The 16,107-nt window shown below is 57.6% G+C and carries 16 protein-coding genes; 13 read left to right on the top strand and 3 right to left on the bottom strand.

Annotated features, from left to right (window positions below; translation table 11 throughout):
• Window positions 1-70: 70 nt before the first annotated feature.
• From BW686_RS13830 to BW686_RS13805, 6 genes are all read left to right on the top strand, one after another.
• Window positions 71-655, top strand: coding sequence for a fimbrial protein (locus BW686_RS13830; RefSeq protein WP_084917632.1), 585 nt, complete (start codon window positions 71-73; stop codon window positions 653-655).
• Window positions 656-717: 62 nt separating this feature from the next.
• A complete protein-coding gene (locus tag BW686_RS13825) occupies window positions 718-1,473 on the top strand; it encodes a fimbrial biogenesis chaperone (protein WP_084917629.1) in 756 nt (251 codons plus the stop codon).
• A 202-nt stretch (window positions 1,474-1,675) separates the two neighbouring features.
• Complete coding sequence (locus BW686_RS13820) at window positions 1,676-4,147, top strand: fimbria/pilus outer membrane usher protein (RefSeq protein WP_256898411.1); 2,472 nt, start codon at window positions 1,676-1,678, stop codon at window positions 4,145-4,147.
• Window positions 4,144-4,926 (top strand): fimbrial biogenesis chaperone, encoded by a 783-nt coding sequence (locus BW686_RS13815; RefSeq protein WP_084917624.1) that lies wholly within the window; start codon window positions 4,144-4,146, stop codon window positions 4,924-4,926. Before BW686_RS13820 ends, BW686_RS13815 begins: the two co-directional genes overlap by 4 nt.
• 1 nt (window position 4,927) lies before the next feature.
• A complete protein-coding gene (locus tag BW686_RS13810; RefSeq protein ID WP_084917622.1) occupies window positions 4,928-5,920 on the top strand; it encodes a fimbrial protein in 993 nt (330 codons plus the stop codon).
• Between the two features lie 104 nt (window positions 5,921-6,024).
• Entirely contained in the window at window positions 6,025-6,249 is a 225-nt protein-coding gene (locus BW686_RS13805; RefSeq protein ID WP_084917620.1) for a hypothetical protein, read from the top strand.
• Window positions 6,250-6,266: 17 nt separating this feature from the next.
• Here the strand turns inward: BW686_RS13805 and BW686_RS13800 are convergent, their stop codons facing one another.
• The 3 genes from BW686_RS13800 to BW686_RS13790 all read right to left on the bottom strand — a co-directional run bounded on the left by BW686_RS13800 (window position 6,267) and on the right by BW686_RS13790 (window position 8,569).
• The gene (locus BW686_RS13800) at window positions 6,267-7,019 is read right to left on the bottom strand and encodes a YkgJ family cysteine cluster protein (protein WP_084917617.1); all 753 of its coding nucleotides are present in this window, start codon (window positions 7,017-7,019) and stop codon (window positions 6,267-6,269) included.
• A 114-nt stretch (window positions 7,020-7,133) separates the two neighbouring features.
• On the bottom strand, window positions 7,134-7,607 hold the full coding sequence (locus tag BW686_RS13795; RefSeq protein ID WP_084917614.1) for a GNAT family N-acetyltransferase: 474 nt from the start codon (window positions 7,605-7,607) through the stop codon (window positions 7,134-7,136).
• A gap of 65 nt (window positions 7,608-7,672) precedes the next feature.
• Complete coding sequence (locus tag BW686_RS13790) at window positions 7,673-8,569, bottom strand: chemotaxis protein (RefSeq protein WP_084917611.1); 897 nt, start codon at window positions 8,567-8,569, stop codon at window positions 7,673-7,675.
• Between the two features lie 598 nt (window positions 8,570-9,167).
• On the opposite strand from BW686_RS13790, the gene BW686_RS13785 reads away from it, so the two are divergent.
• The 7 genes from BW686_RS13785 (at window position 9,168) to BW686_RS13750 (ending at window position 16,089) form a co-directional block, all read left to right on the top strand.
• A complete protein-coding gene (locus BW686_RS13785; RefSeq protein ID WP_084917608.1) occupies window positions 9,168-9,677 on the top strand; it encodes a disulfide bond formation protein B in 510 nt (169 codons plus the stop codon).
• Window positions 9,678-10,141: 464 nt separating this feature from the next.
• Window positions 10,142-11,083, top strand: coding sequence for a ubiquinol oxidase subunit II (gene cyoA, locus BW686_RS13775; protein WP_084917605.1), 942 nt, complete (start codon window positions 10,142-10,144; stop codon window positions 11,081-11,083).
• A gap of 3 nt (window positions 11,084-11,086) precedes the next feature.
• Complete coding sequence (cyoB, locus tag BW686_RS13770; protein WP_084917602.1) at window positions 11,087-13,099, top strand: cytochrome o ubiquinol oxidase subunit I; 2,013 nt, start codon at window positions 11,087-11,089, stop codon at window positions 13,097-13,099.
• 2 nt (window positions 13,100-13,101) lie between these two features.
• Window positions 13,102-13,734 carry a cytochrome o ubiquinol oxidase subunit III gene (locus BW686_RS13765; protein ID WP_084917599.1) on the top strand — a complete coding sequence of 211 codons (633 nt, stop codon included), beginning with the start codon at window positions 13,102-13,104 and terminating at the stop codon, window positions 13,732-13,734.
• The gene (cyoD, locus tag BW686_RS13760) at window positions 13,734-14,066 is read left to right on the top strand and encodes a cytochrome o ubiquinol oxidase subunit IV (protein ID WP_002552345.1); all 333 of its coding nucleotides are present in this window, start codon (window positions 13,734-13,736) and stop codon (window positions 14,064-14,066) included. Before BW686_RS13765 ends, cyoD begins: the two co-directional genes overlap by 1 nt.
• Window positions 14,067-14,076: 10 nt before the next feature.
• A complete protein-coding gene (gene cyoE / locus BW686_RS13755) occupies window positions 14,077-14,964 on the top strand; it encodes a heme o synthase (protein WP_084917597.1) in 888 nt (295 codons plus the stop codon).
• Window positions 14,965-15,204: 240 nt separating this feature from the next.
• Complete coding sequence (locus BW686_RS13750) at window positions 15,205-16,089, top strand: glycosyltransferase family 2 protein (RefSeq protein WP_084917594.1); 885 nt, start codon at window positions 15,205-15,207, stop codon at window positions 16,087-16,089.
• The last annotated feature ends 18 nt before the right edge of the window (window positions 16,090-16,107 follow it).

The following is a 16,107-nucleotide window of genomic DNA, read 5'->3' as shown; positions in this document are numbered from 1 at the left end:
AGCGCGGACTCTATAGTGGTCGGCGTCCGATAGTGGGCACACACGACATAACACAAGGAAGGTCGTTAGCATGAAAAAGCTTTCTCTTACATTGGCAGTTCTGGGCGTCATGGGCTGCGGGATGGCAGGTGTCGCCAGCGCGGCTAACAACGGTAAATTGGTCTTCAGCGGGACACTGACCAATATCTCTTGCGATGTGGGGCCGGGCACGGGCGTCACCGCCGGTGCCGAGCCGGGTGAAATCAGTATCGACATGGGGAACGTTTCCTTTTCCGACATCGGTCTCTCCAGCGAAAGTCGTTTTGAAACAGCTTCGCCTATCCAGTTGTTGGTCAACTGCAGCGCGGGCGCAGAACAATACAACATGGTGAAGATGCGCCTCACCGCCCGTAATGGCAGTGGCCTGGACAATAACGATGCCAAACTCCTGCGCACTACCGGAGCAGCGGACGGTGTGGGCATCGGCCTGCTCAACGCGTCCAATGTCCTGATGGACCTGAGCGGCGGCGAAACCATCGACACTACGCTGATCAAAGAAAGTGCCAGTGGGGCGACCGCAGAAATCAACTTTGGCGCGGTGTACGTGCTCAACGGAACGCCGACCAATCCAGGTAACGCAGATGGCTTCATGCCGTTCGTGATGGATTACGAGTAACTGTGTCGGGCAGGGCGGGCATGGCTCGCCCTGTTCTTTATCGAATCAAGGCGAACGTCAGTATGTTTCGTTACTTCTCTTGCTGCGTGGCGCTGGTCGCGGTGCTGTTCTCGGTGTCTTCGGCCCAGGCAGGCATCGTGCTGAACACAACACGCGTCATTTATCAGGGCAATGACAAGGAAGTCAGCCTGGGGGTTCACAACAGTGGCAGCGCCGAGATTCTCTTGCAGTCCTGGCTTGAACCGCCGACTTCCGCAACGGTTGATCAGGGCGCCCCGCAGCCGGTGCCGTTTATTGTGACACCGTCACTGACGCGCATGGCGGGCGGTGGAAGGCAACTGTTACGCGTCATTCATTCCGGTGCCGATATGCCGACGGATCGAGAATCCGTACTGTGGCTCAATGTTCAGGAAATACCTCAGGTCGCCGCCGAGAACACATTGCAGATTGCGATACGTCAGCGCATAAAAGTATTTTTTCGGCCCGACGGATTATCGGGTGATCCACAGCAGGCGCCCGAGCAGTTGAAATGGCAGTTAATGACAAACAACTTTTTGTCTGTTGAAAACCCGGGGCCTTACCATGTTTCCATGTTGGGGATTTCCATACGTCAGCAACGCATTGAACTGGCCGCTGTCGAGAGTCAGATGCTTGCACCTCATCAGCGCCTGAACATTCCGTTGTTGCACCCGTCTGGCAGCAGTACACCGCTGTTACTGAGTTTCGTCAGCATCAATGACTACGGTGGACAAGTGCCTTATCAGGCCACACTGACCGCTCAAGAACCTGGCCACGCGAGCAAGGTGTCATCCCGATAACCTGGCGCATCAGTCGCCTGCGTTCACTATTCAAACCGTTGGGCCTGCGCACCAGTCGGCCTGGCAGACCTGCGCCTGTGTAAAAGGATTTCGCGGCGCGTGAGACAGCCGAAGTAGAGTAAAGACCGCTATGGAATGGCGCAAAAAAGATGATAAGGAAGCCCTCGCACGGGTGGTGTTCGCTCACCCCCGTCGCTGCCATTTGCGCATCGGGATGGGACTGACGTTGATGTTTTCGATCAATGCGCTCGCCGCTCAGCCCGGCGTTTCCCGTAGCGATGGGCCGGTCAGATTCAATACGGCTTTTATTCAAGGCAGTGACCAGCCGCCGGACGTGCAGGCCTTTCTGCGTAACAACAGCGTATTGCCCGGTACTTATCGGGTTGATATTTACGTCAACCGGGCATTGAGTGGCAGGCGCGATATCACGTTTTCAAAAAACGCGGTGTCCGGCGTTGTTGAACCCTGTCTGTCGCTTGAAATGCTGAGCAGCTTTGGTCTGGACCTGAATCGCCTGCCAGCGGGCGATCAGGCTGACGAGGCCTGTTTCGACCTGCCTGCACGTGTCGAGTTTGCGCGCGTCGATTATCAACCCGGAGCGCTGCGACTCAACATCAGCGTGCCGCAAGCATTGATGGCGCGAGGTGCTCGCGGTTATGTGTCTCCTGAGCTATGGGAGCAGGGCGCGACGGCAGCCTTCACCCATTACACCTTCAATGGCAGCCGGCGCCGTAACAAGGGATTGGCCACGCATCAGTATTATCTGGGGCTGCGTAATGGCCTGAACCTGGGCCCCTGGCGCTTGCGCAACGAATCTTCACTGGTGCAGAGCAGTAATCAACCCTGGCGTTACCGCAGCAATCGGACCTTTGCGCAACGCGATATCACGTCGTTGAAAAGCCAGTTCACGGTGGGGGAAACCTTTACCGACGCGCGCGTGTTCGACAGCGTTCGCTTTCGAGGCGCTGCGCTGGCTTCTGACGACGGCATGCTGTCTGACAGTGAACGGGCCTATGCCCCGGTCATTCGCGGTAGTGCCGAAACCAACGCCACGGTGGAAGTTCGCCAGAACGGCTTTCTGCTCTACAGCGGCAGCGTGTCGCCCGGACCGTTCGAAATAACCGACATCTATCCCAGCGGCTCCAACGGCGACCTGTCGGTATCGATCATTGAAGCTGACGGGCGCATACGGTCGTTCACCCAGGCCTACGCGTCGCTGCCGATCATGGTTCCTTCCGGATCGCTGCGTTATAGCCTGGCTGTCGGGCAGGTCGACAATAACGATGATCGCCAGGCATCCCCGGGGTTTACCAGCGGGGCTTTGATCTACGGTCTTTCCGAACGGATAACCGGCTTCGGCGGCGTACAACTGGCTGAGGATTATCAGGCCGCCAACATGGGCGTTGGCATCAATACCGGGCTGGGTGCGGTGTCGCTGGACATCACCCGCTCTGTCAGCCAGCCGGATCAACAGTCCCGTAGCGGCCAGAGCCTGCGGGCGCGTTACGCCAACACGCTGGACGTGACCGACACGACACTGGCCGTCGCCGGGTATCGATATTCGACCGAAGATTACCGGACCCTCAACCAGCACGTCAGCGAGACCGATCCGCTACGGCAAATGCTGTCCAGCGGGCTGGCTCGGGATCGACTCGAACTCAGTATCACCCAGACCGTGCCGACCCAGGCCGCTTCATTGAGCCTGACCGCCTCCGAGCAGCGCTACTGGAACCTGCCGGGCAAGACGCGACAGCTTTATCTTTCCTACAACGCGGCCTGGCATACCGTCAATTACGCCCTGTCCATCGAGCGCAACGAGGATGTCGGTCGAGGCAGCGCAGCGCGCACCGACCATCGCATTGCCTTGAGCGTGACGTTGCCCCTTGGTTCAAGCTCGGCGTCCTCACGCCTGTCGTTCAACGCGGTGCGTGACAGCTCCGGCGAGTACAACCTTCAGACCGGGCTCAATGGTCAGGTGCTGGGGAACCGCGACACGTTCTATTCGGTACAGACCGGGCATGACAGCCGTTCGGGCAGTTTTGGCGCGGGCAAGATCAACACCTCAACCGGGTTCGGTCGTTTCGAAGCCGGTTACAGCCAGGGCCAGGACTACGACGCCTTCAGCCTGTCTGCGTCAGGTTCGCTGGTGGCCCATGCCGGTGGTGTCAATCTGGGGCCGGCGCTGGGTGAAACCTTTGCGCTGGTTCAGGTCCCGGGTGTCAGCGGTGCCCGCCTCCGGTCGTTCAGCAACGTCCGAACCGCCGGCAACGGCTATGCCGTTCTGCCGTATGCGCAAGCCTACCGGAGCAACTGGGTCAGCCTGGACACCCGGCAACTGGGCGCTGACGTCGACCTGGAAAACGCCATCACGCAGATCGTGCCACGCCGTGGCGCCATTCCAGTGGTGCGCTTCAAGGCTGCAACGGGTCGACGTGTGCAGTTCGAACTGGTACGCACCGACGGCAGCAGGGTGCCGCTCGGTGCCAGTGTCGAAGATGAGCAGGGCAGGGCGCTGGCAGTGGTCGATGCAGGCAGTCAGGCGTTGGTGCTCAGCGAACACGACGTCGGCAGCTTGCACGTACGTTGGTCCGGTCAACGTTGCGAGGCAGCATTTTCGCTGCCTCCCAAAGACCCGGCCCGCGCCTATGAGCGAGTCAAGGTGGTGTGCCAATGAACCTCGCCCACGGCCTGTTCGGGGTGATTCTCGTCACGCTGCTCGCCAGCGGTTTCGATGCGCAAGGCGCCGTGTCGTTGAGCGGGACACGGCTGATTTTCGATGGGCAGCACCCAGAGGCTGTCATTGAAGTGCGCAATCGCGGCAAGGGTGAGGCATTGCTTCAGACCTGGCTGAGCGATCCGCGAGATGACGACAATACTCCGCGGAATTTGCGCAGATCGCTGCCGTTCGTGATTACACCGCCTCTGTTGCGATTGGCGGTGGGCGGCCGACAGATACTGCGTGTGCTGTATCAGGGCTCAGGCCTGCCGCAACAGCATGAGTCTTTGCTGCACCTGTACGTGCTTGAGATACCTCGGCGCCAGCCAGGTGTTCACCAACTGAACATCGCCGTGCGTCAGCGCATCAACGTGTTCTACCGGCCACCCGGCCTTGACGGCGACCCGGCTGACACGGCCGCGAAGCTGCTATGGACCTTGACCCGTCGCGGGGCGGACAGCCCGGTACTCAGGGTCACTAACCCCACGCCTTATCACGCTTCGCTGCACGGCCTGAGCATGGACGGTGTTCAGCTCAGTGAGTACCTGTTGCTGACCCCTGGCGAACAGTTCGACCTGGCTTTACCAAAGCGCTTTTTGCCTTCGTCAAAAGCTCTTTTTTCGTACAGAGCGCTGACGGATTACGGCGGTCAGCGTAGCTATTGCGCACGGATGAACGGGCAGGCGACCTACAAGGCTCGGCTGCTGGAAAAAAATGCTTTTCAGGATGAATGCTGATATGAAACGACTGTCTGCCCGCCGCTGGCTGTGCCCCGCTGTCTTGCTGTTGATGCTCAATCCGGCTTCCGCCTTTGCGCTGGTCTGTACGACTCAGGGATCGGGCGACACCGAGATTCATGAGGATCTGAGCAGTACGGTGGCGATCCCGGAATCAACGCCCAATGGAGACGTGGTCTGGCGTTCCGAATCGCTGGCTGTTCAGGTCGAATGCACCCGAGACGGTTCGCAACCGGTCGAGGACGAGATTTTCATCCACCTGAACCCGGACAACCGTGAGATCGGCCAGGGTATTCGCGCCGGCCTGACCCTCAATGGCGCCGACTACCTGCAAGGCAGCGGTCGAATCAGCACCGGTAATCGCCTGCCGATTTGTGCAGGTGGCATTATCGAGAACTGCCCGAAAGTGCGTTTCAGCCTGCCGTTTTCCGTGTTTATCCAGAAGTTCGGCGCCACGCCTCACTCTGGCGTGGCCAGTGATCTGCTCGACTACCGGTTCTTTCAACTGGGTGGCGAGACAGACCCGAACAGGGTTTCCGGGCGCAGTTTGAGTTATGTCATCAATAACCTGAGGGGGCTGCGTTTTGTGGCATGCGATGCCGAGCTGAAAGTGCTTCCGGAACATGTGGAGTTCGGCGACGTAGCGATGTTGCAGGGGGGGACTGACGAACCCGTGGCCAAGCAGCTGTTTGCCCTGTCGACCAGCCGGGAGTGTGAATCACCCTTCAGCATCGATGCACGTTTCAGGCCTGTGTCGGGTGCTTTGGAGGGGCAGTTGCTGGTTCCCGCTGATAACGACTCGGTGGGCTTCACGATCAACAGCGCTGTCAGTGAGCAGGTAATGCCTTACAACGAGGTGTTTCATCTGGCTGATTTACTGGGCGAAACACAGGCGGCTACGGCGAATTTCGAAGCCCGGTTGTTCTGGACCGGCAAGCCGCGCCAACCCGGACCGTTCAGTGCCGAAATTGCAGTGGATCTGTTCTACAAGTGAGCGCACCAACGACTGGACAGGAGGCTCGCGCGGTGGCCGGACGTTTGATGTATGCTGCGCGACCGCGGGCATGTGCCCGGCCAATTCGACTTTCTGGTGACACCATGACCACGCCTGAACAACCCCCTGTTCAAGACGCCGCAACCGACTCCGTTGCAGACACTGAGAAGAAGGCCGTCATTGCGCCTTTCAGCTTTCCGTTCAAGCCTTCGGAGTTCGCCCAGGCCAAGAAGGAACAGGCCTGGCATCAGAAAGCCAACAAGCACGGTCATCACAAGACGCCAGGCGTCGCCCCGGCAGGCACCCGCAGGTCGATGGGTAAACGCTGATCGCTGCGTGAACCTGTTCAGGCCGCCTGCAGCGGAATGAACAGGTAGGAGGCCGGTTCCCGATCGGTCACCTCCGCACCTTCCTGCTGCAAGGCAGCCAGGGCATCCTGTCCGGCGACGTGAAACGCCCAGTCTGCGTGGCCTGCCACGATGTTCGTGCTGTCAGCGAGCTGTTCGATGGCGGCCGCGAACGCGCTCATGTCCGGCAGGTAGGCGACGAATCCGTTGCCTTTGAGCGCTGTGGTGCGGATGCCCAGTTTTTGACAGATCAACTGTTTGGCCGCGATCTCGTCCCGATCAGCCTGGCGGGACTGCTCAATCAGGCTCATCAGTTGCGTATCGACCAGCCTGTCGCCAACGATCAGGTCGGGGCCCTTTTCCCAGGACTCGGGGGGGCAGCCTTTGTTTTCCGGGCGTAACGGGATGTGGGGGTTGATCTCCATCGGATAGATCCGGCACACCAGCGGTCGACGCTCATAAATCTTGCAGAGGTTTTGTTCGTCAAGATTCCGGCAGCGTCCAACGTTGTAGGCCGCGAACGTGATCGCAACGAAGGCCGTCGTGTTGCCACTGCTGACTTCGGTCGAACGGCGGGTGGCGTGGTTTCGCTGCACCTCCGAAACCCCATAGCCATTACTCAGAAAAGCTTCGGTCAGCACAATCACGCTACCCCCGTCCGCCGCCCATTGCGTGGCTTCGACGAGCGTGAGTGGCACGTGATGATCAGTGCAGCACCCGCCGCACCCCACACAGGAAAACTTGGTATCCATTGTTTCAATGATCCGTTCGAAAATGCGCGGCGGGTGACGACAATCGGTCTCCCTTGTGGCTGATTCGACTCAGGAAGCAAGTTGTGCGCCAGTGCTATTTCGGCCATTGATGCATCAGGAGGCCGGGACAGGAAAACGCCGGACGTAAGACAGGGCTGATTTTTCGTACAGATGCCGTGCCCTCTGGTTGCTTTCCATGACATGAAGATCAACCGACGCTTCGCCATTCGGGTTCAAAGGGTTGGCCAGATGCGTGAACAGGTGGTTGAGCAGGGCGAAGCCGATTCCTTTATTTTGATGCTCGGGGTGTACCACCAGATCTTTGATGAAAGCGCTGGTCCAGCAGACGATCACGCCCGCAACGGTGTCATCGAGCATGGCCAGGAAACAACGTGAGAGGTCGGATTCCGGGTTCCGCTCTAACGCGGTCAGCCAGGTGTGGTAATCGGGGACGCTGCCCTCGCTGCTGCTATAGCCCAGTGTCAGCAGCCTGTGAACCTCGGCGGCGTGTTCAAGTGTGAACGCGCGGGGGATGACCGCTGACGGCCAGTGTGTGGCGGGGATCGGCAGGGCAAGATCCCGACGCATCAGCCAGTAGTGTCCGGCAGATGCATCGGTCGGGTTCGGACGTGCCGTGGTGGTGGCACCGGGGGTCAGATCCCTTGAGCGACTACCGTACGTGCGGCCTCGATCAGGCATTTGGTCAACTCGGGTGACGAAAACTTGGTCAGAACAGCGTTGGCCCCGGCAATCTGCGACTTCTCGCTGTTCATCGCGCTATCGAGCGAAGTATGCAGCAAGATATACAGATCGCTGAAATCAGGCGTATCCCGAAGTGTCCGGGTCAGGGCGTAGCCGTCCATCTCCGACATTTCGATGTCGGACACCACCACGTTGATCTGCCGCGCAGTACCCTGCAGATCCAGCAACACATCGATGGCTTCTTTGGCACTGCGAGCCGTGTGGCACTCGATGCCAAGGTTGCGCAATGTGATGATCGACTGCTGCAGCGCCACCTGGCTGTCATCGACGACCAGAATCCGCGCCTTGCCGAGTACCTCGGCGTCTTCTCTGGCCAGCTCCGTTGACTGCACGGCGATCTGCGCCGGCGCAATGCCGTGGATGACTTTTTCGATATCCAGCACCTGCACCAGCACACCGTCCACCTGAGTCACCCCGGTAATGAACGACTTGCTGCTGGAGCCGTAAGGTGGCGGGCGAATGTCGGTGGTCAGGCAATGCACAATCTTGCTTACGGCCTGAACGTGCAGACCCTGTTTCGAGCGGCTGACGTCGGTAACGATCAGGCAACCGCCGTCGGGGTCGGCCAGTGGGCGTTCGCCGATGGCACGGCTCAGGTCAATGACCGACAGCGATGAACCGCGCAATGTCGCGATGCCTTTGACGTGCGGGTGTGATTCTGGAAGATGGGTAAGGGGAGGGCAGGGGATGATCTCACTGACCTTGAGCAGGTTGATCGCCATCAGCTTGCCGCTGCGCAACGTGAAGAGGAGCAGCGAAAGTGAATCTGCTCGGACGTTCTTGGACATAGTAACCTTCTGGCTGTAGGTGTTTCGTCGCCTGGAGGCGGCAAACAACTTTCTATGACAGGTTATCGACCTGCTGCGTGCAGGCTTGAGGATTTTTAACCCTCAGCTGTATGCACCGTTGAAACGGCGAGGCGCGATCTCTTGATTGAGCTATCCGGTCAGGCGCCAATAGTGGCACTCTGGTTTCTGCGGCGTCAAACCACGCAGGGGTGCGACACGTTGTCGCTTTTCACCGTCCGACAGGCTGCGTCCTGCTTTCCCACAGCCTGACTTATTGACCAAAACCGGCCCTGCGGCAAAATACCGCAGCTATATATAGAAGAGGTGGTGCGACAATCTGACGCACCCCTCTATATATAGAAGGGATCGATTTCGGTTTTTGGCGAAAAGCAGCCAGCCTGCTTCCCGGATGCCTTCGCGAAGACCACCCGGCTGGCAAATGAGCCCGTACGGCTGGGGAATGCTTGAGTTGCCTGTCCAGACAGATGATCATCGCGCACTCACCCGTGCCGGCCGGGCCGTACACCCCTGTTCAAGCCCTGGCCCGCAGGTCGGGCGGCTTTGGCAAACCACTTCATCAGTTCAGTAAGGTATGTGAATGAGCGACAACACGTTGTATCTAAGACGCGAAAAGCGCTTTCTGGTCTTGCTGGGCATCATCTGTCTGGCCCTCATCGGGGGCGCTCTGTACATGCAGATCGTATTGGGCGAGGCGCCATGCCCGCTGTGTATCCTGCAGCGCTACGCGCTGTTGTTCATCGCGATTTTTGCCTTCATCGGCGCTGCCCTGTCCGGGCGCCGGGGTGTCACAGTGTGCGAAGCCCTGGTAACCGTGAGTGCGCTCGGCGGTATTGCCGCCGCTGGCCGCCACGTCTGGATCCTTGCCCATCCGTCCGACAGTTGCGGGATCGACGTCCTGCAACCCATTGTCGACGGCTTGCCATTGGCTACACTGTTTCCTACAGGTTTTCAGGTCAGCGGTTTCTGCACGACGCCATATCCGCCAGTACTCGGATTGTCACTCGCGCAATGGGCGCTGGTAGCGTTCGTACTGACCGCCGTTCTGGTCCCGGCATGCATTATCCGCAACCGCCGCAAACCTTACTAAATACAGGGGCTTTCGTTGAAATGGCCCCGTGATCACGGGGCTTTTTTCTGGCCGGATAGCGGGTTTTCAAGGCTATTGTTACGCCCTTGGAGATTAACTGTTACAAAATTAGGCATAGTCATTAAAAATTTACATATCTACAATCCCCAGCACTTGTCGTCCAGCCTGGCTGAACGATCAGCATTTTGAGGCTTGGAGCGTCCCCTGTGTACTCTGAACAGGCAGCGCAACGCTTGCCTCGGAGGGCGTATAATGGCCGCGTCGAAAGCGTCTGCCCTGAATGATGGGCAGTTCCAGCAACTCAAAAAACAAGAATCCATAGCTCAACCCGGACTTGTCGATATGCCGTTGTGCGTACTGGCAGGCCCTTGTTCAATTCAAAAAAATTAGCCGGCACTGGCAGGGCGAAGTGTTGGCGGTCGAAACCCAACTGCACCGCGCAAGCTGCTTTTAGAGGTCGTGAAATGAGTAAAAAAAGGTACCCCAGGTTTTTTGGCTTCTTGGCCCTTTTCGGTATGCTTCTGCTCACTGGATGCGACGGCGTACCTCTGCTCGATCCAAAAGGGCAGGTGGGTATTGAGCAACGCAACCTGATCGTAATCGCTACGTTGCTGATGCTGATCGTCGTGATCCCGGTCATTCTGATGACCCTGATCTTCGCCTGGAAGTATCGCGCTTCGAACAAGGCTGCCAAGTACACGCCGGACTGGTCGCACTCCACCAAGATCGAAATCGCAGTCTGGGGCGTACCCATGCTGCTGCTGGTCTTCCTGGGGTACATCACTTACGTCTCGACGCACGAACTGGACCCTTACCGTCCGCTTGAGTCAGACGTCAAACCGGTCACCATTCAGGCGATCTCGGTTGACTGGAAGTGGGTATTCATCTATCCGGACTACGGCATCGCCACGGTCAACAAGATCGTATTCCCTGCCAAGACCCCGATCAATTTCCAGGTCACGTCGGACAGTGTGATGAACTCGCTGTTCATCCCGGGTCTGGGTGGTCAGATCTACGCGATGGCGGGCATGCACACCAAGCTGCACCTGATTGCCAACGAGAATCACGAGTTCAACGGTATGTCGGCCAACTACAGTGGCGCGGGCTTTACCGGTATGAAGTTCAAGGCTACCGCTACAAGCCAGGCTGATTTCGACGCCTGGGTCAGCGAAGTCAAGAACTCACCTAAAAAGCTTGGCACTGCTGAGTACGCCGAGCTGATCAAGCCGAGCGAACGCAACCCTGTCGAACTGTTTTCCTCGGTTACTCCGAACCTGTTCCAGATCGTCATCGACAAGTATGAAGGTATGAATCCAGGCAAGAAGGTCGTCGTCGGTGAGAAAGAAGTGGCCGGTGACGCTGGTGCGGAAAAAGGCAAAAATTCAGCTGCTGGGGCAGAGGAGTAAACGATGTTTGGCAAATTAAGTCTGGAAGCGGTACCGTTCCACGAGCCGATTGTCATGGTGACCCTTGCCATGATCGCGCTCGGCGGTATTGCGGTTGTCGGGTTGATCACCTATTTCCGCAAGTGGACGTACTTGTGGTCTGAGTGGCTCACGTCCGTTGACCACAAGAAAATCGGCGTGATGTACATCATCGTCGCCATGGTCATGCTGCTGCGCGGCTTTGCCGACGCAATCATGATGCGTACCCAACTGGCGATGGCCCAGAACGGTGCTGAAGGGTTCCTTCCGCCTGAGCACTATGACCAGATCTTCACCGCTCACGGTGTGATCATGATCATCTTCATGGCGATGCCGTTCTTCACGGGCCTGATGAACATCGTTCTGCCTCTGCAGATCGGCGCTCGCGACGTGGCGTTCCCGTTCCTGAACTCCCTGAGCTTCTGGCTGCTGGTGGCAGGCATGCTGCTGATCAACCTGTCTCTGGGTGTCGGTGAGTTCGCCAAGACCGGCTGGGTCGCGTATCCGCCTCTTTCCGGGTTGCAATACAGCCCTGGCGTGGGGGTTGACTACTACATCTGGGCGCTACAGTTATCCGGGTTAGGTACGACGCTGACGGGGGTCAACTTCCTCGTGACCGTGCTGAAAATGCGTACCCCCGGCATGAAACTGATGGACATGCCGATCTTCACCTGGACCTGCACCTGGGCCAACATCCTGATCGTGGCTTCGTTCCCGATCCTGACCGCTACCCTGGCGCTGCTGACCCTTGACCGCTACATGGACTTCCACATTTTCACGAACGAAATGGGCGGTAACCCCATGATGTACGTGAACCTGTTCTGGGCATGGGGTCACCCTGAGGTATACATCCTGATCCTGCCGGCCTTCGGTGTGTTCTCGGAAGTGATCTCCACGTTCTCCGGCAAGCGTCTGTTCGGCCACAAGTCGATGATCTTTGCTTCCGGTGCGATTTGTATCCTTGGCTTCATGGTCTGGCTGCACCACTTCTTCACGATGGGTGCGGGTGCCAACGTCAACGCCTTCTTCGGCCTGGCGACGATGCTCATTGCGATCCCGACGGGTGTGAAGCTGTTCAACTGGCTGTTCACGATGTATCAGGGCCGTCTGCGTTTCACCGCGCCAGTGCTCTGGACCCTGGGTTTCATGGTCACCTTCTCGATCGGCGGCATGACCGGCGTTCTGTTGGCGATTCCAGGTGCTGACTTCGTACTGCACAACAGCCTGTTTGTAATCGCTCACTTCCACAACGTCATCATCGGCGGTGCGGTCTTCGGTTACATCGCCGGCTTCGCGTTCTGGTTCCCTAAAGCGTTCGGCTTCACCCTGAACGAGAAGTGGGGCAAGGCAGCGTTCTGGTTCTGGATCGTCGGCTTCTTCGTCGCGTTCATGCCGCTTTACGCGCTGGGCTTCCTGGGCATGACCCGTCGTCTGAACGCTACCGACATGCCAGAGTGGAACATCTACCTGGACGTCGCACTGTTCGGTGCCGTGCTGATCGCCATGGGTATCGCTTCGCAGCTTATCCAGTTGTTCGTGAGCATCCGTGACCGCGACAGCAATCGTGATCTGACCGGTGACCCATGGAATGGCCATACCCTGGAATGGTCCACTTCGTCGCCACCGCCGTTCTACAACTTTGCCGAGCTGCCAAAGGCTGACGACATCGACCCGTTCACCGATGCCAAACGTGCCGGTACCGCTTATCAGGTTCCTGCTCGCTACTCGGCGATCCACATGCCTAACAACACGGCCACCGGCCTGTACATGGGTATGTTGTTGACGGTCTTCGGCTTTGCATTCATCTGGCACATCTGGTGGCTGGTAGGCGCAAGCCTGGTAGCAACCATCGCCGTCTTCGTTGCTCATGCTGCACGCGACGATCAGGGCTACATGGTGCCTGCTGAAGATGTAGCGCGTATTGAAGGTGAGCATCACAAGGTCCTGGCGGCCAACGGTGCATACACTCCTGTCAAGTCCTCGCTGGAACAGGTTTAAACATGTCAAATATTGCTATCAACTCCGGAGCCCACGATCACGGTCACGACCATGATCATGGGCATGACGATCACCACGACAGCGGTGGCATGACGGTCTACGGCTTCTGGCTGTACCTCATGACCGACTGCGTGTTGTTCGCTTCGTTCTTCGCGGTCTACGCCGTGATGGTCAACAGTGTTGCGGGTGGCCCGTCCGGCCAGGACATCTTCCTGCTGCCATTCGTGGCCGTGGAAACCGCCTTCCTGCTGGTCAGTAGTATCACCTACGGCTTTGCCATGCTGGCGCTGTACAAGGGCAAGAAAAGTCAGGTGCTGGGCTGGCTGGCGCTGACGTTCCTGTGCGGTGCTGCCTTTATCGGGATGGAAATCTATGAATTCCATCACCTGATCCATGAAGGCTTCGGTCCGAGCCGCAGTGGCTTCCTGTCAGCGTTCTTCGCGCTGGTCGGTCTGCACGGCGTCCACGTGACCAGCGGTCTGATCTGGATGGCAATCATGATGTTCCAGGTCCAGAAAAAGGGCCTGACCAATACCAACAAGACGCGCCTGAGCTGCCTGAGCCTGTTCTGGCACTTCCTGGACGTTGTCTGGATCGGCGTGTTCACCGTTGTCTATCTGATGGGGGCTTTGTAATGTCGAATTCGCATCACTCCGCTGAAGACAATAGTCACGGCTCCGTGAAGTCGTACATCATCGGTTTCGTACTGTCGATCATTCTGACCGCCATTCCGTTTGCCCTGGTGATGTCGCCTTCGCTGCCGAAGGACATGACGATCGCAATCGTCCTGGTCTTCGCGATCATCCAGATCCTCGTGCATTTGCATTACTTCCTGCACCTGGACTTCACGAGCGTGCAGCGCAACAACGTGATGGCCTTCGCCTTTACCACGATGGTTATCGTCCTGCTGGTTGGCTTGTCGCTGTGGATCATTTTCAGCGTCCACCGCGAAATGATGGCGCATTGAGGAATACCAGATGTCACTGAAGCACTTTATCCAAATCACCAAGCCGGGGATCATTTTCGGTAACGTGCTTTCGGTGGCAGGTGGCTTTTTTCTGGCTTCCAAGGGAAATATCGACTTCGGCGTGTTCCTCGCCGCAGTCATTGGTACTTCCCTGGTGGTTGCGTCCGGTTGTGTGTTCAATAACTGCATCGATCGCGATATCGATCAGCGAATGGAAAGGACCCGTAACCGGGTTCTGGTGCAGGGCCTGGTTTCATTGAAACTCGCCTTGCTCTACGCAACCCTGCTCGGTGTTGCAGGCGTTGCCCTGCTGTACACCGAGGCCAATCCACTGGCTGCGCTGTTTGCAGTGATCGGGTTTGTCATCTACGTCGGCTTCTACAGCCTGTACCTGAAACGCAGATCCGTTCACGGCACACTCGTCGGTAGCCTGTCGGGGGCGATGCCTCCGGTCATTGGTTACTGCGCAGTGAGCAACAGCTTCGATTTCGCGGCGTTGACGCTACTGGTGATGTTCAGCCTCTGGCAGATGCCGCATTCGTATGCGATCGCCATTTTCCGTTTCAACGACTATCGTGCGGCGAAGATTCCGGTTCTGCCGGTCAAGCGCGGCATTCTGGTCACCAAACGCCACATCCTGCTCTACATTCTGGCGTTCCTCGTAGCGACCCTGATGCTGACGGTAGGTGGTTATGCGGGCCTCAATTATCTCGCTGTCGCAGCGGGCATGGGCATGTACTGGTTGTACATGGCCTGGAAGGGCTACAAGGCCGTTGACGACACCGTCTGGGCTCGCAAGCTGTTTGTGTTCTCCATCTTCACCATCACGGCCTTGAGCGTGATGATGTCGGTGGACTTTCAGGTGACAAAGGAATTGCTGGTGACGTACGCCTTCTGATTCCACCTGACGCAACGCCCTGAACCCCATTCTGCAAAGAATGGGGTTTTTTTTGGTTCGGATTTTCACTCCCCTGATGTGAGTGTTGAGCAAAGGCTGCTGTGCGCTTGATGAAAGGTGTAAGCGCTTGGGATGGCAAAATGTATCCATTTGCAGCATGATGTAACGAATTTTTAACACTCTCCTGGCAGATCTGACCTCCGGTCTTCAGGGCTGATCTTTGATAAATGGCTGGTACCCATGAGTTTTCCGGAAAGTCAGATTCGTACGTCCAGACCCCTGGTCTCTATCATTGCCCCTTGCTACAACGCCGAGCGTTTTCTGGAGGCCGCGATTCAGAGCATCTTTGCTCAGGACTACGAAAATTTTGAAGTCATCGTTGTCGACGACGGCTCCACTGACAATAGCATCGCGATGCTTGAGGCCTTGCAGGAGCGCTATCCGTTCCAACTCTATCGCCAGGCCAATCAGGGTGTCAGCGCTGCGCTGAATCACGGTCTGAAGTACGCGAAAGGTGTCTATCTTTCCACTCCCGATCTCGATGACATCATGCTGCCGTCCTCGGTGCGCATCCGCGCTGAGTACCTGGACAAGCACCCTGAGGTGGGCTGCGTTGGCGCGCTCATCAGTTACATGGACTGTGACGGCAACAGAATCAAATGCCAGTCGCGGGACCATATCGAACGGCTGACGTTCGACGACATATTACGAGGTGCAATTGTTGTCGGGGCGCCGGTCGCGCTTTACCGGATGCAGGCCATGCGCGACGCGCAGGGTTACAACCCGGAGATAAAGGTTCAGGATTTTCAGGCGACGCTGAGAATTGCCCACTTGGGTCATGAAATTCACGTCATTCCCGAAGTCGTGACGCGTTATCGCCGTCACCCGAACAATCTTTCACGCAAGTACAAAGTCCTGCTGGACGCCGACCTGAAGACTATCGAGCCTTACCGCAGCCATCCTGAGTATCAGAGGGGCAGGACGATGCTCGTCAACAAGGCCCTCAAATACGCAGCGGTTGAAGACAAGCGGTATGCCTGGAACCTGTTGCTCTCCATCCCCTTTAGATATGCCAATCGAACAACCTGGCGGCGCTGCAAGCGTTTACTCCTCAGTTATCGGTGAGGGGCACCCGGCTGTTCG

Origin of the sequence: Pseudomonas syringae, assembly GCF_002157375.1 — a bacterium.
Classification (GTDB): Bacteria; Pseudomonadota; Gammaproteobacteria; order Pseudomonadales; family Pseudomonadaceae; genus Aquipseudomonas; species Aquipseudomonas syringae_T.
Note: the sequence above shows the minus strand (reverse complement) of the source record. Positions and strands in the feature narration are given on the sequence as shown.